Genomic DNA, 19185 nt, shown 5'->3' with positions numbered 1-19185 from the left:
GATCTGTCAGTCGCGCTGGCGACGCGCCGTCAATCGGCGACGGGCGTTGAATCGCTTTGAACGCCGCGTCCGATCGCGATCTGGCCGACCGACCCTTCGACGTGAAACCCGAGGCCCGTCATTTTGGCGAAGAGGTCGATGTCGCCGACGCCAATCGCGCAGGCGCCGATCTCCATCTCGGCGGCCATCAGATAGAGCGTCTGCATCAGCACGCCGACATGTTTCAGAACAAGCGCATAGGCGAAGCCGCTATATTTCCAGGACACACGGCCGAAACGCGCCGCCATGGTGACGAGGACTTGCGGGACCGCCGGCGCGCCCATGGCGAATTGCGCGTCCTCCAGCATCGCCGTAAGCCATTGCGCGTTCGTCTCGATCAAAACAAGAGCGTGGCTGCTGGCGTCGTAATGATAAAAGCCGCGCGCCAAGCCCTCACATCGATCAACGGCGAGATAGAGCTCCAATTCGTAACTCGCGCCGCCCGACGGATACGGACGAGGGGCTGTCTCCAACTCCGGCTCATCCTGGTCTTCGTCTGGCGCACGCTCTCGCGATATGATTCTTGCGGCGCCGTCGAGGAGCCGCGCCACATCCGCCAGCGTGATCGGGCGCCGCTCATCGAAGGCGCGCGTCGAGCGTCGGCGCCGCAGCAGTGTCGCAAAGGCCGAAGGCGGCGCCGTCTCAAACGTCTTCAGGTCAATCGCCGGCCCCGGCCAGCTCGGCCGCACCGCGGGCGGCGGCGCTGCGAGATCGGCGTGGGCGTAGAGGCCGCCGGAGGGATTGGCGTGCCGTCCATCGGTGCTGCGGGTGTGGAACAGCAGATCGTGGAAGTCCCATAGAACGAGATCGCCGTCGCCTTCGGCTGCGCGCAGCGCTTGGTCGGCATCGTGACCGGGCGTGAACAGAATCTGGCTATCGAGGAGCAGCGCCAGCAGCTCGACGCCCGGAAAGTCGGCCGAATCGCGGAGCTCTTTTACCGTGCGGGCCTCCGACAGATGCGCGATCATCGCTGTAACGCTTGGGTCGCACAGTCGGAAGAGCGCCATGGCGCGCGGCGATTCGAGCACCAGGTCGGCGCCGCGCCGCCGCATATAGGCGAAGCGCGACAGCACTACCGGGCGATCCTCGTCGATCTCGATCATCCGTGGCGCATAATCGCGCATCTGCGGCTCGACGACGATGAGATCGGGAGCGCTCGGCCCGCGAGCCAGGCGATATTCAACGAGTCCGTAAAGCGCCAGCCTTCGGACGAGTTCGCTCAACTCCCCGTCCCGCTCCCCATCGAAGGCCACGCCCGTCTCGAAGTCGGCGGCGCGCTCTGTGACATCGGCGCCAAACTTTCCGAACTCCACGACCCGACCGTCGAAAAGGGCGGAGACGCCGCCCGTGGCGTTGCGCTCGAGCGTGACGCCAGGATTGAGTCGCGCGAAGAGCCGTGGCGGCGGCGCGAGGGGTTGGGAGGCTTCGCTAAGCAAATCAGGTACGGGGGAACAAAGGGTTGACATCGGCTTCGCGCACCGGCCGCTTGCGCAGACCCAGCGCGATGGGCACGTCGTAGAGACGGCCGGGGCCGAAGCGGCGATAGAAGTGCCGCAGTCCCGGAACGATCACGCGAACCACCGGCACGTCAATGTCCGGACGCGTCTGATCGAGGACGAGAAAATCATGTCCGGCCCGCGCGGCGAGCTTGACGCAGGCCAGCACTTGGTCGCGGCCGTCGAGTTGGGAGAAATTCTTGAACCGCGACCGCCCGAACGACGCCTTGCCCTGCGGCCGCAGATAGGCGTGCTTGCGCAACGGCAGAGGGTCGCCTCCATAATCGTCGTCGGGCCCGAGTTCGGGGCGGCCGCCGAGGCTCTCGATGGCAAGAAACTGGTTGAGCTCGGTCATGGCGCGCAGCGTCGCGATCCTTGGATCGAAATGCGCGCCGGCTGCGACTTCGATATATTCCCGTCCGTCCTCGATCCAATGGGCGACGGCGACGACGACGGGAATGCCAAGATCGCTCGTTACGTCCAGCGCCCAGATGTCTCGACCCATCTTGGCGAAAACGGCGCGCAGGTCGCGCACATAGCTGTCGCCAAGCTTGTCGAGATCGATCTCCGGACGACGCAAACGGTTGTACCACCAGATCGCATATGCGTCCCGTTCAACGAGTTCGAGGAAACCCTGAATAATGGCTTCCTCGATCGTATTGCCCGCCGCGCAACCGTTCGAATCCGCGCTGATCTTATTCGCGCAGCCGGACTCGTGAAAGAAATACAGAAGGCCGGTGGGAACGTATTTGAAGCCTTCGTCGCGCAGCGACCACACTGGCGACCATTCCGCCTCCGCGGCGGGATCGAAGCGCTGTGCGCCCTCGCCGCAGCCGCCGCTTTTCGCGCCCTGCTCATATTGCGCGTCGCTATAAAGCAGGATGTCGTTGGGCAGGATCGCCTCACCGGCCGGGAAATCCGTAAATCGTCTGACTGTCCTGATCTCGTCGCCCTGGAAAATCCCGCAGTAGCGCTCGATCGCCTCCATCAGCGCGCTGGCTTCGCCCTGTTCGGCGACGCTGCCCTTGCCATAGCTGTCTCCGCTCAGGCCAGCCTGAAGGGCGTCGACGGTTTCGGGGCGCGGCGAAAAATTGTGTCTGGCGATGAAGCTTGCGTCGAGCGGCTGTTCGCTCTTGATCCGATCGAGATGCGATACGACGCCGGTCAGCGGGCTCACATGCTTGCGATTGCGGGCAAGGGTGTCGCCCGGCGCGACCGATCTGTAGCCCCCGCTCGTCACGACGCTCGCGCTGCCGGCATGCAGCGGGATGGGCGTGGGCGTTCGCGCGGGATCGCGCTGCTCGGGGTCGCCACAGCTTGGGCATTGCGGCCGAGCCGGCACATAATGACGGGCGACCATCGAGCCCATCATGTCCAGACTGACGATATGCTGGTGCAGATCGGTGCGGAAGCCGCTGGCGATCGCCTTGGCGATCTCCGCGGCGGCGAGGCCAGCGCCGCTCAGGCCGAGCGGATTGGCGCCGAGCGGCGAGACGGCGACGCAGCGCGCCTCCTTGCGGCCGAGGAACGCCTTGACCTGTCGATTCCAGTTCATGCGATCGGCGAGACATCTCCAGCAGGCGCTCTTGCCCGGGCGGAAGATCGGGCCGACCAGCGGGAAAACGCCAGAAGGCTGCACCAGGAGCCAGTCCTGTTTTTTCTCGAGCCGCCGGCGGTTGAATTCCGCGAGCTGGCTTTCGAGATAATCGCCGACCAGCGCGATGATCAGATCGCCTCCGCGCTTCACGACCTTAACGCCGAAAACGTCCAGCGCCTCCTCCAGCGCCCGCGCTCCGCCGATCCCGATGGCTTCGATCTGAACGGAGACCTTCTGCAGATTTTTCGCGGCGACGTCGGGCTGCAGGCCGAGGCTCGCCCAGTAGGCCGCCGCAACGCCATCGGATGCGCCCGCCGGGACGACGAATCGGCGATCAAGCAGCCGCTTGAACGCCTCGTCTATTGAGTCGATGGGAAACTCTGTGGAGAGCGCCTGACGTATGGCGTCGGCGTCCTCTCCCGCGCCGATCCGCTCGGCCAGCGCGCAATAGAGCGCGCCACGCAGGAAAAACTTTCTGTCCTCAGAATAAAGGCAGACAGCGTCAGGCGGCAGGACGTAGACAGAAAAATTCGGCGCGAATCGAAGGACGTCGCCTAACCGCTCTTGTGAAACCGGCTTCGGCGCAAGCGGTTTAGATACGTCAATTGTCATTTGGCTGTCGCGCGCCCCCGTCTCGTCGCGTCCAGGAGCGACGAGATTTGTTCGATTCAGGAATCCGAGAGACGAACGTAGACCCACAGACCCGCGCGGAACATTATGTAAATGTTCCGCACGACCTGACTGCATGCCTCGCCTCGGCCCGCGGTCTCAGGCCGAAGCGCCGATGGCCTATCGGAACCGACTCAGCCGTCACATGCGCAGTGGTGCGTCACCCGCAACCACGGCAGCCGCAGCCACGACAACCGCAGCCACGGCATCCGCCGCAGCCGCGGCAGCCACAGCCCCTACAACCGCGGCATCCACCCCACCACCAAGCGACCTGCTCGGTCTTGACGGCCGGGACTTCTTCGCGATCGAAAAGGCGGAACGAATTCAGCCCCACGTCGAACACTTCCTGTTCGCGGAGGTCGATCGTACGCGTCCGGCTCGTCGTCGGAGCCGTCGAAGCGTCAGCAGGAGAACTATCGACGCAGGCTGCGCCTGCGAGCGACAAAGATACACCCATTACGCCGAGGGCTTTCTTGCCTCGATGTTTGTTCTGTGGGTTGTCCGATGAACGCGCCATAGACTCCTCCCAAAAAATCTGAAAAACCGCACGGATGCAGAGAATAGCGCTCCTCGCGCGCTGGTCAATACTCATCCGGCAAAAGGCGAGCCCGAATGTCTCGACGATCGCCGATGGAATGAAGCCGGCTACGCATGAGCCCGCCAAAGCCTTCCCGCGCATCTTCAGAGATCACATCGTTAACGTCATGGACCGGCTCGCCGGGATATTGGCTCAGTCGATCCTGCGTATCGCCGCTTCGGGAACGCGCGACGCGGCGGCGAACCGCATCCGAGGCTGCGCGATCAAGAAACATGTTGGCCGCCAGAACGCCCGAGCGAACAGCCGGCTTCGGACCGCCGACGAAGACTATTGGCGGCCTATGCGCCTTGGCGTAATGAACGAGCGGTCGCGCTACCGGATTTGTGCTGGGTTGGACCGCATGGCGGAGGCGCGAACAGCCGGAGCCGTCATATGCAGCGCGTAACGATAACGATCGACGAAGAGCTGATGAGCGCGCTCGATCAGTATATGGAGGCAGGCGGCCATCGAAATCGCTCCGAGGCCGTTCGCGATCTCGTCCGCGCGGGGCTGCTCAAAACGCCCGAAGCCGATGACAGCGCCCGCCCCTGCATGGCGGCGCTCGTTTACGTCTACGACCACGAGACGCGGCAGCTGTCGAAAAAACTGATGCATGACCATCACTCTCACGCCGACATGTCGATCGCGACGCTGCACGTGCATATCGATGAGGCGACCTGTCTCGAAGTATCGCTGCTTAAAGGCCAGAAGAATGATGTCGAGCACTTCGCCGGCCATGTGATCGGCGAGCGCGGCGTTCGATACGGGCAGCTCGTCGTCTTGCCGGCGGATCTCGAGCAAGGCGAAACGCCCCACGTCGATCGTCACACGACCGGACGCCACCCGCACCATTCCAGCTAGAGCGCGTCGTCTGTGGCAAATCGGCAACGCTTACGGCAAATTGTTTCGAGCCAATTGACCCAACGCATCGCGTAAGACAATTTTCTAAAAAAATCACAATAGCGCGCACGTACGGGAACCCACGAAATGAGCCGCCGCCGCCTCGCGACCTCCGTCTCCTCCGTCGTCGGCTTCGTTCTTCTGGGCACGGACGCTCTTGCGCATACGATTTCCCTGCCAAAAATCGATGTTGGCGGGCAGCGGCGCTCCGTGACCGTTCCCCACGTGCACACGCCATCGGGGACGCGCATCGTCAGTTCGACGCGCCCGTCGCCGGTCGTCCCCGCCGTCAGTCGGCCCCCAGCTGAGCCGGCGGGACCCCAACCGCCGCCAATCACCTCGTCAAGCGAGAAATTCTTCACCGGCAAGGAGGTGAACGCGCTGCCCTTCAAGCAGCCCGGCGAGGCGCTCGAAATCGTGCCAGGCCTTATCGTCACGCAGCACAGCGGCGACGGCAAAGCCAATCAATATTACCTGCGTGGTTTCAACCTCGATCACGGCGCCGATCTCGCGCTCTATCTCGACGGCATGCCGTTGAACATGCGCACCCATGGTCACGGGCAGGGTTACGCGGACGCGAATTTCCTTATTCCTGAACTTCTCGCCTATGTGCTGGCGCGCAAAGGGCCTTACGACGCGCAGGACGGAGACTTCTCCTCGGCCGGCTCGATTTACATGCAGTATAAGGACAAAATCGACAAAGGCTTTTTCCAGGTCACCGGCGGAAGTTTCGCCTACGCGCGGGCGCTGGCCGTCGTGCCTTATCAGGATTTCGCCGGAGGCTCCGCCTACGGCGCCGTCGAGGCGCAATATTACAACGGACCCTGGGAGCGCGGCGACAATCTGCACCGGATCAACAGCGTCCTGCGCTGGGCGCGGGGAACGCAGCTCGATGGCGCCGCCGTCACGTTTATGGGCTACGCCAACAAATGGTATTCGACTGACCAGATTCCGGAGCGAGCGGTCTATAGCGGGTTGAAATCACTCTGGGGGACGCTGGACCCGACTGACGGCGGCGACACCACCCGCTTCTCGCTCTCTGGCCGCTGGAGCCAGACTGAGGGCAATCACGCCTCTCGCGTCGAATTCTACGCCATGCATTCGACGCTCGATCTCTACAACAACTTCACCTACTACCTCGCGAATCAAACCCTCGGCGACCAGTTCCGCCAATTCGATCGGCGCACCATGGTCGGCGTCAATGCCGAGCATGCGATCAAGTGGGACAGTTTTGGTCTTCCGGTCCAGACACGGATCGGCCTCCAGAGTCGTTACGACGACATTCGCCTCGGCCTGCAGAACAGTTTTCGTCGCACGCCCTATGACACGGTGCGCAACGATGCGGTCGGCGAAGGCAGCGTCAGCGTGTGGACGGACACGACGGTGCAGTGGTCGCCATGGCTGCGCACGGTGACGGGCGGCCGTTTTGACTATTATAACGCCAACGTCACTTCGCTGCAGAGCCTTCTGGGCGCCCCGGTGATCGCGACCAGCGAGGGGCTGCCGGCCTTCCTCTGGACGGGGCCGTTCAACAGCAACTCGAAGGACGCGTCGCTGTTCAGCCCCAAGGCCTCGATCATCGTTGGGCCTTTCCAAAAGACGGAACTCTATTTCAACTATGGCGAAGGTTTCCATTCCACCGACGCGCGCGGCGCCGTGCAGAGCTTCTCGGCGTCGGAGCTTTCCGACACCGACGGCTTCCTTACGGTCTCCTCCATTCCGCTTCTGGTGAAGTCGCGCGGCGCGGAGATTGGCTGGCGCACCAAATATATCGAAGGCCTTGATTCGAGCATGAGCTTCTTCTGGCTCAATCTCGATTCCGAAAACCAGTTCGAGGGCGACAGCGGCACCACGACTTTCGGCCGACCGAGCCGCCGTTACGGCATCGAATTCGCCAATCATTATCGGCCGGTCTCGTGGATCAGCTTCGACGGCGACGTGGCGCTGGTGCATGCGCGCTATCGCGGCGTGGATCAGCTGCAGGCGTTCGCCTGGCTCGATCTGCTCACGCCTGAGGCTCTGCCCTATGGAACGTTTTTAGGAAACGCGCCCGGCAATTATCTGCAAAATTCCGTCGGCATTACAGCAATGGGCGGCCTTGAAATCGGCGAAGCGACGGGTTGGTTCGGCGCGCTGAAATATCGCTACATCGGCTCTCGCCCGCTGACCGAAGACGGCTATCTCCAGTCTCCCGTGACGGGCACCTTGAGCGCGCGGCTCGGCTATCGCTGGGCGGACGGCTGGCGACTGCAGGTCGACGCGTTCAACGTGTTCAATTCACGGTCGGATCAGATCACCTATGGCTATGGCTCGCTGCTGCCGACCGATCCGCTGTATTCGGCATGCGTCAATGGCGTCGCGCCGAGCGCGGTCTGCGGCGTAGGGGTGATGGACCGGCATTTCAAGCCGCTGGAGCCCACAGCCGTGCGTTTGACGTTCGGCGGTCCAATCAGTTTTGAGTCGCTGCCAGACTTCACAGCGCCCCTGCGGGTCGTGTCGGACTGAGCCAGTTCAACCCGCCTTGCGCTGCTTCACATAGCTGCGCAGGACGGCGTTGATACGCCGCTGATAGCCCGGGCCTTGCGCCTTGAAATAGTCGATCAGGTCTTTATCGAGGCGGATCGAGATCGCCTGTTTTTTTTGCGGCGTGACGACTTCAGCCTTGCTCCAGTCGATAGGCTCCAATTCGGCCCAATCGGGATCGTCGGCGACGGCGGCGTCGATTTCCGCTTCGGTCATTTTCTGTCTCAACATTATGCTCCGCTATCTGGCCGTGAGTCGGGCGGGCGAACCATGATCCCGGTGAATTCGCTCCCTGCCGCAAAGGAGTGCTAGGGAGAGCCGATGCGCTTTTCCCCTTCCTTCCTCGATGAGATACGGGCGCGCCTGCCCGTCTCCGACGTCGTGCGCCAAAAGGTGAAGCTTCGGAAGGAAGGCAGAGAGTGGCGGGGCCTCTCGCCCTTCAACGCCGAAAAGACCCCCTCCTTTTACGTCAACGACCAGAAGATGCGCTGGTTCGACTTTTCCGCCGGGAAGAACGGCAACATCTTCGATTTCGTCATGGAGACGGAGGGGCTCTCGTTCCCCGAGGCGGTGGAGAGACTGGCGGCGCTCGCGGGGCTCCCCCTGCCCGTCGAGACGAAAGAGCAGCAGGAACAGGACCAACGGCGCGCGACGCTTGGCGAGGCGCTGGAAGCGGCGGCGGTCTTTTTCGAAAAGCAGCTCGCCGGCGCCGCGGGGCGCGAAGCGCGCGCCTATCTCGACCGCAGACAGATTCCCTTGGCCGCGCGCGAAAAATTCCGTCTGGGTTTTGCGCCGCCCGAGCGCCATGCGCTGCGCGATCACCTCGCCGCCAAGGGCGCTAGCGTCGAAACGATGATCGAGGCGGGCCTGCTCGTCCATGGCGAGGATATCGCCGTTCCCTACGATCGTTTCCGCAATCGGGTGATGTTTCCGATCTGCGACCGCGCCGGTCGAGTCATCGCCTTCGGCGGCCGCGCGCTGGAGGCGGACGCTCAGGCGAAATATCTGAATTCCCCCGAGACGCCGCTCTTTCACAAGGGCGCGACGCTCTACAATCTGCATAACGCCCGCAAGACGGCGCATGAGACCGGCGCGGTGATCGCCGTCGAGGGCTATGTCGACGTCATCGCGCTGGACGCCGCGGGCTTCCCCAACGCCGTCGCCCCGCTCGGCACGGCGTTGACGCCGGAGCAATGCGCCCTGCTCTGGCGCCTGGCCGAGGAGCCGATCCTCTGCTTCGATGGCGACAAGGCCGGATTGAAAGCGGCCTTTCGGGCGGTTGATACGGCGCTGCCGCTGATTGGTCCCGGGCGCTCGCTGCGATTCGTCCTTCTGCCGGACGGCCAGGACCCTGACGAACTGCTGCGCTCAAGCGGGGCCGAGGCGCTCGCGGAAGCTTTGAACCACCCGCTGCCGCTCGTCGATCTCCTGTGGATGCGCGAAACCGATGCGGCGACGCTGGACACGCCCGAGCGCCGCGCCGCGCTCGAGCGGCGGCTGCGCGAGATCGTTGGTCAGATTGGCGATGACGACTTGCGACGTCATTACCTCCAGGAGCTGGCGCAGCGGCTGGAGCGCCTCTTCGGCCAGGATCGGCGCGGCCAGTTTCGACGCCCAGACGCCCCTCGGCGAGGCGCGAGCGGTCGCCGGCGCGCTTCCGACGAGGGCGCCTTGACCATTGGTCCAGGCCTGGCGAATTCGCCGCTGTTTCGCGGCGTCAAGTCCGCGATTGCGCCGCGTGAGGCGCTTATCCTGTTGATCCTGATCAACCATCCGGATCTGATCGACTCCCGCGCGGAGGATCTGGCGACGCTTGATCTTGAGTCCGCCGACGCGCGCGACTTGCGCGACGCGCTCCTGCGATTCGCGGAGAGCAGCGCGGGCGATAAACTTGAGCTTCACCCGTTTTTAGCGTCGCTTGGACTTGCGCGGACGGTCGCCCGGCTCCAGGCGATGGCCGCCCATTCGACGCTCTGGAGCGTGCGCCCCGAGGCTGCGGCGGCGGACGCCGGCGAGAGCCTGCGACAGGCTTTCGCCTTGCATCGCAGATCATTGGCGTTAAATAGAGAGTTGCGCGCGGTGCAAGCGTTGCTGGCCGACAACCCCAACGAGCGGAATAATGCGCGGCTGAAGGATATTCAGACTCAGTTGTCGGCGCTAGATGGCGCAGAAGCAGCGGTGGAAGGATATGGATCGCTTTCCGGCCGGCCCTCGCGGAATTTGTGAAAGTTAGCGCCGGGGTGAAGAGGGGACGGAAAGCGCGCCGCTAGCGGGCGGTGCGAGGGTTTGGTGCGGTCGGCCGGGCTTTTTTCGTCCGCTTGCCGCGCTTTGGCGTAGAGAGGGCCGGCCTCTCTGGCTATTTTTGGAAAACTTGCGCCTTGCCTGGTTCGGGGAGCCGATCCGGGGCGAGGCGTTTGGAGCTTGTGGATGGCGAAGAAAGACGAAACTAAGGTCGAGAACGAAACCGTAGCGGCGACGGAGGCTTCCGACGGACCGCTTCTCGATCTCAACGACGCCGCCGTCAAGCGGATGATCAAGCTCGCGAAAAAACGCGGCTTTGTCACCTATGCCGAGCTGAACGCGGTGCTGCCGTCCGAGGAAGTGTCGTCGGATCAGATCGAGGACGTCTACGCGATGCTCTCGGAAATGGGCATCACCGTCTCTGAAGGCGACGACCCGGACGACGTCGAGGCTGAGGAACAAGCCGCCGAAGAGGAAGAACCCGAAGGCGGCGAACTCGTCGAGACCCCGCGCGCGACCGCGGTGGCGACGCGCACGTCGGAGCCCGCCGATCGCACCGACGACCCCGTACGCATGTATCTGCGCGAGATGGGCTCGGTCGAACTTCTGTCGCGAGAAGGCGAAATCGCCATCGCCAAGCGCATCGAGGCCGGGCGTGAGGCGATGATCGCCGGGCTCTGCGAGAGCCCCCTGACCTTCCAGGCGATCATCATCTGGCGCGAGGAATTGGAAGCCGGCAAGGTCTTGCTGCGCGACATCATCGATCTCGAGGCGACCTACGCCGGCCCTGAAGGCAAGGCGGCAAAGACCGCTGAGCCGGCGCCCGCGGCCGACCTGGCGCCGGCGACGGCGCCGCGCACCCCGCCCGCCGGGCTGCAGGAGGACGTCCCGCCCGCCGAAGAAACGTTCGAGGAAGAAGACGACATGGAAAATTCCGTGTCGCTCTCTGCGATGGAATTGGAACTGAAGCCGAAAGTCCTCGAAACCTTCGCGCGCATCGCCGACGCCTATAAGAAGCTGCGCCGACTTCAGGACCAGAACGTCGAGAACAAGCTCAAGAACGAGACCCTGACCCCCGCTCAGGAGCGCAAATACAAGACGCTCAAGAAGGAAATCGTCGCCGACGTCAAATCGCTGTCGCTGAACCAGAACCGCATCGAAGCGCTGGTCGAGCAGCTTTACGACATCAACAAGCGACTCATCGGCTATGAGACGAAGCTCCTGCGGCTCGCCGACAGCCACGGCGTGATGCGCGAAGACTTCATCGACAAGTTCCACGGCTCGGAGCTCGACCCCAAATGGGTCATGCGCGTCGCCAAACTCGGCTCCAAGGGCTGGAGGGAATTCGTCGCCGCGGACAAGGATCGCATTAAGGATCTGCGAACCGAAATTCACGCGCTTGCGACCGAGACGGGACTGGAAATCTCCGAGTTCCGCAAAATCGTGCATATGGTGCAGAAGGGCGAGCGCGAAGCCCGGCAGGCGAAAAAGGAAATGGTCGAGGCGAATCTGCGTCTCGTGATCTCCATCGCCAAGAAATACACCAACCGCGGCCTGCAATTCCTCGACCTCATCCAGGAAGGCAACATCGGTCTGATGAAGGCCGTCGACAAATTCGAATATCGCCGCGGCTATAAATTCTCCACCTATGCGACGTGGTGGATTCGTCAGGCGATCACCCGCTCGATCGCCGACCAGGCGCGCACCATCCGCATTCCCGTGCATATGATCGAGACGATCAACAAGATCGTGCGCACCTCGCGCCAGATGCTGCATGAGATCGGCCGCGAGCCGACGCCCGAGGAACTTTCCGAAAAGCTCGCCATGCCGCTCGAAAAAGTGCGCAAGGTCCTCAAGATCGCCAAGGAGCCGATCTCGCTCGAAACGCCGATCGGCGACGAGGAAGATTCGCATCTTGGGGATTTCATCGAGGACAAGAACGCCGTGCTGCCGATCGAGGCGGCGATCCAGTCGAATCTGCGCGAGACGACGACGCGCGTCCTCTCCTCGCTGACGCCGCGCGAAGAACGCGTGCTGCGCATGCGCTTTGGCATCGGCATGAACACCGACCACACGCTCGAAGAAGTCGGCCAGCAGTTCTCGGTGACGCGCGAGCGCATCCGCCAGATCGAGGCGAAGGCGCTGCGGAAGCTGAAGCATCCGTCAAGGAGCCGGAAACTGCGGAGCTTCTTGGATAACTGACGTCCCTGCCCGAAGCACGGGACGTGCTAAGGTGCGCGTATGAACCCGCATTTACGACCCGCTTCATTGCCGCTGGAAACGCAAGCCGCCGAAGGCATGCCTCGACGGTGCTGGACTGTCGCAGAAGTCGAAGAGATGGTGCGCGTCGGCATCATCGACGAAGACGAAAGATTCGAGCTGATCGGCGGGGAGGTTGTGCCCATGTCGCCCAAGGGCGCTCGGCATGAGTGGATTAAGATTGAGCTGAATCGATTTTTGCAACGTGTTGCGCCAGCCCATCTTACCATCGCGCCGGAAACCACGCTGCGTCTTGACGCGCGCACGTTCGTCGAGCCTGACTTTTGTGTCTTTCGTCGCGATCTCGACCTTAAGGCGCTCGACGGCCCCGCCGTCTTGCTTGCCGTTGAAGTCGCGGATTCGAGCCTCAATTACGACAAGGGCCGCAAGAGCGGCATTTATGCGGCGTATGGCGTTCGCGAAGTGTGGGTCATCGACGTCATTCGCGCGACAATATGGGTTCATCGCCGGTTGGGCGCCAGCGGCTACACCGATATTGCAGAACTTTCCTCAAGCGAGCTTGCGACGCCGATGCTCGCGCCCGAACTTGCCGTGCGCCTGTCGGACCTCGGCATCGCGCCGACGACGGAGCAGGCCTAACATTCTTCTCGCTCAATCCGAGAATTCGTCTTCGTATCCGGCATCGTCGCATAGACGATGAGCGAAACAAAAATCGCGGCGCTCGCATAGTAGAAGAACCAGCTCTCATGGCCATGCGCCTTGAACCAGAGCGCCACATATTCCGCCGAGCCGCCAAAGAGCGACACAGTCGCCGCATAGGGCAAAGCGACGCCGGTGACGCGGATCGCCGCTGGAAAGAGTTCAGCCTTCACAACGGCGTTGATCGAGGTATAGAGCGCGACGATCAGCCAGGCGCAGCAGATGAGCGCAAAGGCGATCCATGCGTCGCGCGCAGTCTGAATGGCGGTCAGCAGCGGAACCGTGAAGATCGTTCCCAGCACGCCGAAGGCGATGAGCATCGGTCGCCGGCCGACGCGGTCCGACAAGGCGCCGTAGATCGGTTGCAGACAGAGCGCGAAGAGAAGCGAGCCGGCCGCAATCCACGTCGTCTCCGCATCGCTCAATCCGGCGGAGAGCTTCAAGAATTTCTGCATGTAGGTCGTATAGACATAGAAGGCGATGGTGCCGCCGAGCGTCAGTCCAACGACCGTCGCCGTCTCGCGCTTATGCGCGAGGAGCGCGCTGAGCGATCCGCGCCGCCGCTCGGCGCGAGACGCCTTGAAGGCGGGCGTTTCCGCAAGATCGCGGCGCATATAGAGCGCCACGATCGCGAGCAGCGCGCCGAAGGCGAAGGGGATGCGCCAGCCCCAGTCGCGCAGCGCCTGAGCGTCGAGCGCGACATTCTGCAAGATGAGCAGCACGCAAAGCGCGAGCAATTGGCCGGCGATCATCGTCACATATTGAAAGCTCGAATAGAAACCGCGGCGCTCGGGATGCGCCATCTCGGCGAGATAGGTCGCGCTCGATCCATATTCGCCGCCAAGACTGACGCCCTGAACGAGACGCGCGAAGAGCAGCGTCGCCGGCGCGCCGACGCCGATCGTCGCGTAGGTCGGCGCGAGCGCGATGAGGAGCGAACCCAGACACATCAGCAGCACCGAGAGCATCAGCGCGGCGCGCCGGCCGCGCCCGTCCCCGATCCGTCCGAAGACATAGGCGCCGATCGGCCGCATCAAGAAGCCAAGCGCAAAGACGCCGGAGGCCGACATCATCTGCGCGAGGGGGTCTTCGCCAGGAAAGAATGAGTCGGCGAAATAAAGCGAAAAAGCCGAATAGACGTAAAAGTCGTACCATTCGACGAGATTGCCGACCGAGCCGATCAAAATCGCGCGCAGTCGCGCCGCTTCGGTCTTGATGTCGATCGCCGCCACGTCTTCTTTCATATGTCCTTCAGACCAACTGGCTGGCGACGTTCACCATGAGCGCGAGGATGGTGGTGTTGTAAAAGAATGCGACGATGCCATGCGTCGCGACCAGCAGTCTCATCTGCGACGAGCAGGTTTCTATGTCGGCCGTCTGAAAGGCGACGCCGATGACGAAGGAAAAATACAGGAAGTCGATGTATTGCGGCATCCTGGTGTTGGGGAAATGCAGTCCGCCGCGCGCCGTCGGCGGCTCGTCCGGATCATGCTCCTCCTCGAAATAAAATTCATGCGCATAATGAAAGGCGAATGTCAGGTGCAGGAACAGCCAGGAATTCAGCACCGTGACGATGGTGAGCGCGACGGCTGCGCCCTTTTCCAGGCCTTCCATTGACTTCACCGAACCAAGCTCGACGACGACGGCTCCGAAAGAGGCTGTGGCGATCGCGGTCGTGAGCAACAGCATTGCGAAGCGGCCTTCGTCCAAATGCTGCGCGCGTTCGCGGATCGTATCGTGAGTGGCGCCGGCGATGAGCAGGTAGACAAGAGCGAAATAGCAGAGCGCGACCGCGTTCCATGCGACGAGCGCGCGTGCGACCGGCTGCATCGCCTGCGGCAGAAGAAATCCGACCAGGAGACCGAACGCGAGACTAAGAAAGAGCTGCGGACGCGCGCGAACAACACGAAATGGCGCCAGGATCGCCGAGGCCCGCCGACGGCTCCTTACTCCTTGTCGGGGCATCGGCGCGATTCCTCAGTTGCGCCGCGCGGCGACGAAACGGGCGGCCTCCGCCAGAATGTCGGTCGCCTCCCCCAGTCCTGTTTCGCGCAGCGCCGCCGTCGCTTCCGCGACCAGCGAGTCCCGTCTCGCGCGCGCGGCGTCGAGACCGAGAAGACCGACAAGAGTCGCCTTGCCGCGTTCGGCGTCTTTGCCGGCGCGCTTGCCGAGCGCAGCGCTGTCGCCCTCTGCGTCAAGAATGTCGTCCGCGATTTGAAAAGCGGCGCCAAGCGCTTCGCCATAGCGCGTCAGCGCACGCGCCTGCGACACAGACGCGGCGCCGAGGATGCCTCCGGCGTCGACAGCGAAGCGCAACAGAGCGCCAGTCTTCATCGCTTGCATCTGCAAGGTTTCTTCGAGCGTGAGCGGCGTCGCCGCGGTTTCCGCGGCAAGGTCGAGCGCCTGTCCGCCGACCATGCCGCCAAGCCCCGCCGCGCGCGCCAAGGCGAGCACCAGCGCCGCGCGCACGCCAGCGTCCGGGTGCGTCGTCGGATCGGCGACGACGTCGAACGCGTAGGTCAAGAGCCCGTCGCCCGCGAGGATCGCCGTCGCCTCGTCAAACGCCTTATGAGTCGTCGGCCGGCCGCGGCGCAGATCGTCATCGTCCATCGCCGGCAAGTCGTCATGGACGAGCGAATAGCAATGAATCATTTCAAGCGCGCAGGCGGTGCGTAGCGCCGCTTCGCCGACGACGCCAAAGAGTCGCGCGGATTCGATGACGAGAAAGGGCCGCAGCCGCTTGCCGCCGCCGAGCGAAGAATAGCGCATCGCTTCGAGAAGGCGCGCGGGCCGGGCGATCTCGCCAGGAAGCGGCGCAGGCGCGAGCAGCGCGTCGAGCGCAGATTCGGCGGCGTCGGCGGCGGCGTCGAGACGGCGTCGGAATTCCTCGGCGCATGCGGCTGCATCCATGAGAGCGATGTCCTCCAAAGCAAACGACAGTGGCTGCTAGCAAATTTACGGTCCAATCCCAAGGGCGCCGCGCGCGCTCCTTTATGGCGAAAACTCGTCGCGTTTCGGGCTTTTCCTAAGCGGCGAACGCCTGAATGTCGCACGATGTTGTATTTTTGCGACAGTCATTGCAGAGAGCATTTATTAAACTCCGCCCGACGCCAATGCGGCTTGCGGCATCCCCAAGCGGTCGTCGGCCGCGGCGTCGTAAAGACTTCTCGCGGCGCGCATGCGATCGGACTGGTCCGTCGCCGCTTCGCCTGGATGCGGATGATCCAGCGTCACCCTAGGAGAAACGCATGAAGAAAGTTCTGCTGCTGACGACCGCCCTCATGGCGGCCGCGCCGCTTACGGCGTGCAACACGCCCGGTGAACGCGCGGCAGGCGGCGCCGTGATCGGCGGACTTGGCGGCGCGGGCATTGGCGCGCTCGCGTCCGGCGGACGCGCGGGCGGCACGCTCGCCGGCGCGGCGATCGGCGCGGCCGGCGGCGCCATCGTCGGCGCGGCGACCGCTCCGCCGCGGCGCTGCGCGAAATGGGGCTGGGACTATTACGGCAACCGCGTCTGCGTCGCTTTCTATAACTACTAAGAGCGCGCCAAATTTTTTAAACCGCAGGCGCTTGCCTGCGGTTTTTCTTTTCTGCCCACGCGATAGCCACGCTCTGGGCGCAACGCTTCTTGATCTTGGAGTTGAGACCACTAATTTGAGGCGAGCGGCGCCGACTGGAGAGAGTTCATGCCGGAAGGCTTAACCAGACTGATGATTATAGGGGCGATCGGTTTCTTTCTCGGCGCCGCGATCGTCGGCTATTACTCAGGCTGAAATTCTTCAACTCAGCTTGATGGATGCGCCCGGAAACCAAAAGGCGCGGGCGCGCTTCGGGACAAAGCCGCGAAGCCAAAAACGCTGAAATGACCAGAAGGTGATGTGGCTGCAAGGACACATCCAAACCACAAAATGTTTTGGAAAGGCGTCTTTGTGCTGCGCGCCGATTGACTGGGCCCCTAAAGCCGCGTCGAAGCTGGCAGGGAATTTTCCTGTTTTTCCACTGGCTTGGGGTGCGCGATGAAAAAGGCGATTGTCTGTGCGGCGAAATTTCATGTCGCTCTGGCGATCGGCTCCGCATGTGTCCCGGGGCTTTCCTTCGCTCAGAGCGCCGGGACGCCTTCCGTCCCCTTTCCCATTTGGACCGGCTTCTATGCGGGCGTGAACATCGGCGGCGGATGGGGCGCCGACGCCCGCAACGGCAATATCTGGCGACCAGACGGCTTGAATGGCGGGGTGACCAACAGCCTCACGGCGCTCGGCGCTGGCGGCGGCGTCAGCGGCGGCGGTCAGATCGGTTACAGTTACGCGCTCTCGCCCCTAGCGGTCATAGGCGCGGAAGCCGATCTTCAGGGCACGAGCCTGCTGTCCGGCAGCGGCCTCTCCCCAGGCTATTTGCAGAACAGCAATGGCGCGGTCAGCTACGTCCCGGGATGGCTCGGCGGCGGCGTTTCCATTCACTGGTTCGGAACGGCGCGCGCGCGCATCGGCGTCACCCCCCTGCCGACGCTCTTGTTGTATGGCACGGGCGGTTTTGCCTACGCCGAGGTCGAGAACGCTTACGGCGGCTCCTTGGGCAATCAGGTCTCCGCCGTACGGACCGGCTGGACGGCGGGCGGCGGCGTCGAATGGATGTTCATGCCGAATTGGTCGGTCAAGGCTGAATATCTCTATACCGACGTTTCCGGCGACAGTGGCGCATACAGCGGCGTTTATGGAAGCGCCAGCAACCGCACGCGCTGGAACACGCTGCGCACGGGGGTGAATTATCATTTCGACTGGGGCGCGCCTCCGGCGGTCGCGCGCGTCGACGCGGAAATCGCGTCGACGTCTCTTGTGCCGAAGTCCGCACTATCGATTGGCGTCGGCGGCAATCTCAATCTAGCGACGTTTGAGCAGCAGAATCTTTATTGGGCCGGAACCTCAAATAACATTGATAGGCTGGGACGGCTTTTCGGCTATGGCTTCGCGGGATGGAACACGGGCGTCAATCTGACTCCTCAAGTCCGATTAGCGCCGATTGGGCAGATCAACTACTTCAATCACTTTGAAGGGACCAACTGGCTCTGGGGCTCTAAGTTTTCCTATACGTATTTGGATTCGAAATCCTCGCGGTCCAACGTGCTCATCCCTCAGTTTGGCGCGTTTAACGTCACGCTCGACGGCCAAAATAACAATTTCGATAGAGAATTTAATTTCTTCGGGACGGGCTATCTTCAGTCCTATCAGGCGAGCATAAACCATCAGCTCGTTCTGACGCCCTTTATCGGGCGCGCATTCTCGAACGGGTTTCTCTATCTCGGCGCGGGGCCGTCCCTTTCCCAAATTCAAACAAATCTGAATAATTTGACTGGCTTTCGCAATTCGCAGGGCGCGCCGATCAATCAAACCGCGCTTCCTGCGAATTATCAAAATTCCCATTGGGTGTGGGGCGCGGCCGCGACGGCTGGCGTCACCTATTTCCTGACGCCGTCCTGGTTTGTCGATTTCAACTATACGTTCTCCCAGACAAGAAGCACGACCAGCTACTATCTGGCCTGGTATGCCGCGCCGGTGCCCGGTTTTGACATCACCTCCATCGGCTATACACCGGCGAGCACTTCGGGCGCGCTCAATACTCAATCATTCAACGCCTCGCTCAATTTCGCGTTCGATCTGAACGGAGGGAGCGCCGATCCGAATTAGCGCCATCGACCCCTGCAGCGTTCCAGGCTGCGGAAGCTGGCGAAGAGTTGCGCGCGAAGGAACGGCGCAGACGCGCCATACGCGGGGCGCCCGCGCTTGAAGAGGCCGGCGGCGACGCGCTGCGCGCAGACGCAGGCGAGCTTGCGCGCTAATTGTTGGTTAACCATGTTAATCTAAATGAGTGCAGACGAGGCGCAATCAGGAGACGGAGCAATGGCGATGAGCAACAGGACCAAGATTGGAATCATTCTGGCGGTTGGGGTTCTCGCGGGCCTCTCGTCGGCGTTGCTGTCCGTGCTGCTATTGGCGGTGGCGGGTTTCCTGATCGCCTGGGGCCAGAATCCCAAGGGCGTTGAGGACTTTTTCGAAAGCCTTCCCTTGAGCGACTACAGCTCAAAAGCCTTCTCCCGCTTGAACGCGTTCCTCTCCTAAGATCTCCCGCCGCGCGGCGCGCCTCGCGTCGCCGTCCGCTCGCCAGCATCGAAAAAGCCTGCCGGACCTCTCTGGCGGGCTTTAGCTGCGTGGAAAAGACGACGCCGCTTT

General features: G+C 62.7%; 15 protein-coding genes. 9 read left to right on the top strand and 6 right to left on the bottom strand.

Annotated features, from left to right (window positions below):
• Positions 1-29 precede the first annotated feature (29 nt).
• Both IYW40_RS16665 and IYW40_RS16660 read right to left on the bottom strand, forming a co-directional pair.
• Positions 30-1505: a SagB family peptide dehydrogenase gene (locus tag IYW40_RS16665; protein ID WP_246720855.1), complete on the bottom strand. Its 1476-nt coding sequence runs from the start codon at positions 1503-1505 to the stop codon at positions 30-32.
• Positions 1477-3744: a TOMM precursor leader peptide-binding protein gene (locus IYW40_RS16660; RefSeq protein WP_196401402.1), complete on the bottom strand. Its 2268-nt coding sequence runs from the start codon at positions 3742-3744 to the stop codon at positions 1477-1479. Before IYW40_RS16660 ends, IYW40_RS16665 begins: the two co-directional genes overlap by 29 nt.
• Before the next feature lie 608 nt (positions 3745-4352).
• Between IYW40_RS16660 and IYW40_RS16655 the strand changes: the two genes are divergently transcribed.
• The 3 genes from IYW40_RS16655 (at position 4353) to IYW40_RS16645 (ending at position 7783) form a co-directional block, all read left to right on the top strand.
• Positions 4353-4784, top strand: coding sequence for a hypothetical protein (locus IYW40_RS16655; protein WP_196401401.1), 432 nt, complete (start codon positions 4353-4355; stop codon positions 4782-4784).
• Positions 4772-5239: a nickel-responsive transcriptional regulator NikR gene (gene nikR / locus IYW40_RS16650; RefSeq protein WP_196401400.1), complete on the top strand. Its 468-nt coding sequence runs from the start codon at positions 4772-4774 to the stop codon at positions 5237-5239. The genes IYW40_RS16655 and nikR overlap by 13 nt, the downstream gene beginning before the upstream one ends.
• A 126-nt stretch (positions 5240-5365) precedes the next feature.
• Positions 5366-7783: a TonB-dependent receptor gene (locus IYW40_RS16645; RefSeq protein WP_196401399.1), complete on the top strand. Its 2418-nt coding sequence runs from the start codon at positions 5366-5368 to the stop codon at positions 7781-7783.
• A 6-nt stretch (positions 7784-7789) separates the two neighbouring features.
• Here IYW40_RS16645 and IYW40_RS16640 read toward each other — a convergent pair whose 3' ends face one another.
• On the bottom strand, positions 7790-8017 hold the full coding sequence (locus IYW40_RS16640) for a BrnA antitoxin family protein (protein ID WP_196401398.1): 228 nt from the start codon (positions 8015-8017) through the stop codon (positions 7790-7792).
• 105 nt (positions 8018-8122) lie between these two features.
• On the opposite strand from IYW40_RS16640, the gene dnaG reads away from it, so the two are divergent.
• From dnaG to IYW40_RS16625, 3 genes are all read left to right on the top strand, one after another.
• Positions 8123-10027 (top strand): DNA primase, encoded by a 1905-nt coding sequence (dnaG, locus tag IYW40_RS16635; RefSeq protein WP_196401397.1) that lies wholly within the window; start codon positions 8123-8125, stop codon positions 10025-10027.
• Positions 10028-10228: 201 nt separating this feature from the next.
• Positions 10229-12244 carry an RNA polymerase sigma factor RpoD gene (rpoD, locus tag IYW40_RS16630; RefSeq protein ID WP_196401396.1) on the top strand — a complete coding sequence of 672 codons (2016 nt, stop codon included), beginning with the start codon at positions 10229-10231 and terminating at the stop codon, positions 12242-12244.
• 66 nt (positions 12245-12310) lie between these two features.
• Entirely contained in the window at positions 12311-12901 is a 591-nt protein-coding gene (locus tag IYW40_RS16625; RefSeq protein WP_348644294.1) for a Uma2 family endonuclease, read from the top strand.
• Here the strand turns inward: IYW40_RS16625 and IYW40_RS16620 are convergent.
• From IYW40_RS16620 to IYW40_RS16610, 3 genes are read right to left on the bottom strand one after another with little or no spacing between them, the layout of a single operon-like run.
• Entirely contained in the window at positions 12898-14205 is a 1308-nt protein-coding gene (locus IYW40_RS16620) for an MFS transporter (protein WP_196401394.1), read from the bottom strand. The two genes, IYW40_RS16625 and IYW40_RS16620, sit on opposite strands and share 4 nt — an antisense overlap.
• A gap of 7 nt (positions 14206-14212) precedes the next feature.
• Positions 14213-14926 (bottom strand): DUF1345 domain-containing protein, encoded by a 714-nt coding sequence (locus IYW40_RS16615; protein ID WP_196401393.1) that lies wholly within the window; start codon positions 14924-14926, stop codon positions 14213-14215.
• Between the two features lie 12 nt (positions 14927-14938).
• Positions 14939-15871: a polyprenyl synthetase family protein gene (locus IYW40_RS16610; RefSeq protein ID WP_196401392.1), complete on the bottom strand. Its 933-nt coding sequence runs from the start codon at positions 15869-15871 to the stop codon at positions 14939-14941.
• A gap of 338 nt (positions 15872-16209) precedes the next feature.
• Here IYW40_RS16610 and IYW40_RS16605 point away from each other — a divergent pair, with 338 nt between their 5' ends.
• The 3 genes from IYW40_RS16605 to IYW40_RS16595 all read left to right on the top strand — a co-directional run bounded on the left by IYW40_RS16605 (position 16210) and on the right by IYW40_RS16595 (position 19074).
• Positions 16210-16500 (top strand): hypothetical protein, encoded by a 291-nt coding sequence (locus IYW40_RS16605; protein WP_175093313.1) that lies wholly within the window; start codon positions 16210-16212, stop codon positions 16498-16500.
• A 477-nt stretch (positions 16501-16977) separates the two neighbouring features.
• Positions 16978-18642, top strand: coding sequence for an outer membrane beta-barrel protein (locus IYW40_RS16600; protein WP_196401391.1), 1665 nt, complete (start codon positions 16978-16980; stop codon positions 18640-18642).
• A 219-nt stretch (positions 18643-18861) separates the two neighbouring features.
• The gene (locus tag IYW40_RS16595; RefSeq protein ID WP_246720854.1) at positions 18862-19074 is read left to right on the top strand and encodes a hypothetical protein; all 213 of its coding nucleotides are present in this window, start codon (positions 18862-18864) and stop codon (positions 19072-19074) included.
• Positions 19075-19185 lie beyond the last annotated feature (111 nt).

The sequence above is a fragment of the Methylocystis sp. H4A genome (assembly GCF_015709545.1).
GTDB classification, from domain to species: domain Bacteria; phylum Pseudomonadota; class Alphaproteobacteria; order Rhizobiales; family Beijerinckiaceae; genus Methylocystis; species Methylocystis silviterrae.
The sequence above is the reverse complement of the archived record's forward strand: the minus strand, read 5'-3'. Positions and strand labels throughout refer to the sequence as shown.

What these genes read in the sequence shown, in the direction of transcription:
- IYW40_RS16665 (WP_246720855.1), bottom strand. Translation starts at nt 1,505, where the DNA reads ATGTCAACCCTTTGTTCCCCCGTACCTGATTTGCTTAGCGAAGCCTCC.
- IYW40_RS16660 (WP_196401402.1), bottom strand. Translation starts at nt 3,744, where the DNA reads ATGACAATTGACGTATCTAAACCGCTTGCGCCGAAGCCGGTTTCACAA.
- IYW40_RS16655 (WP_196401401.1), top strand. Translation starts at nt 4,353, where the DNA reads ATGCAGAGAATAGCGCTCCTCGCGCGCTGGTCAATACTCATCCGGCAA.
- nikR (WP_196401400.1), top strand. Translation starts at nt 4,772, where the DNA reads ATGCAGCGCGTAACGATAACGATCGACGAAGAGCTGATGAGCGCGCTC.
- IYW40_RS16645 (WP_196401399.1), top strand. Translation starts at nt 5,366, where the DNA reads ATGAGCCGCCGCCGCCTCGCGACCTCCGTCTCCTCCGTCGTCGGCTTC.
- IYW40_RS16640 (WP_196401398.1), bottom strand. Translation starts at nt 8,017, where the DNA reads ATGACCGAAGCGGAAATCGACGCCGCCGTCGCCGACGATCCCGATTGG.
- dnaG (WP_196401397.1), top strand. Translation starts at nt 8,123, where the DNA reads ATGCGCTTTTCCCCTTCCTTCCTCGATGAGATACGGGCGCGCCTGCCC.
- rpoD (WP_196401396.1), top strand. Translation starts at nt 10,229, where the DNA reads ATGGCGAAGAAAGACGAAACTAAGGTCGAGAACGAAACCGTAGCGGCG.
- IYW40_RS16620 (WP_196401394.1), bottom strand. Translation starts at nt 14,205, where the DNA reads ATGAAAGAAGACGTGGCGGCGATCGACATCAAGACCGAAGCGGCGCGA.
- IYW40_RS16615 (WP_196401393.1), bottom strand. Translation starts at nt 14,926, where the DNA reads ATGCCCCGACAAGGAGTAAGGAGCCGTCGGCGGGCCTCGGCGATCCTG.
- IYW40_RS16610 (WP_196401392.1), bottom strand. Translation starts at nt 15,871, where the DNA reads ATGGATGCAGCCGCATGCGCCGAGGAATTCCGACGCCGTCTCGACGCC.
- IYW40_RS16605 (WP_175093313.1), top strand. Translation starts at nt 16,210, where the DNA reads ATGAAGAAAGTTCTGCTGCTGACGACCGCCCTCATGGCGGCCGCGCCG.
- IYW40_RS16600 (WP_196401391.1), top strand. Translation starts at nt 16,978, where the DNA reads ATGAAAAAGGCGATTGTCTGTGCGGCGAAATTTCATGTCGCTCTGGCG.
- IYW40_RS16595 (WP_246720854.1), top strand. Translation starts at nt 18,862, where the DNA reads ATGAGCAACAGGACCAAGATTGGAATCATTCTGGCGGTTGGGGTTCTC.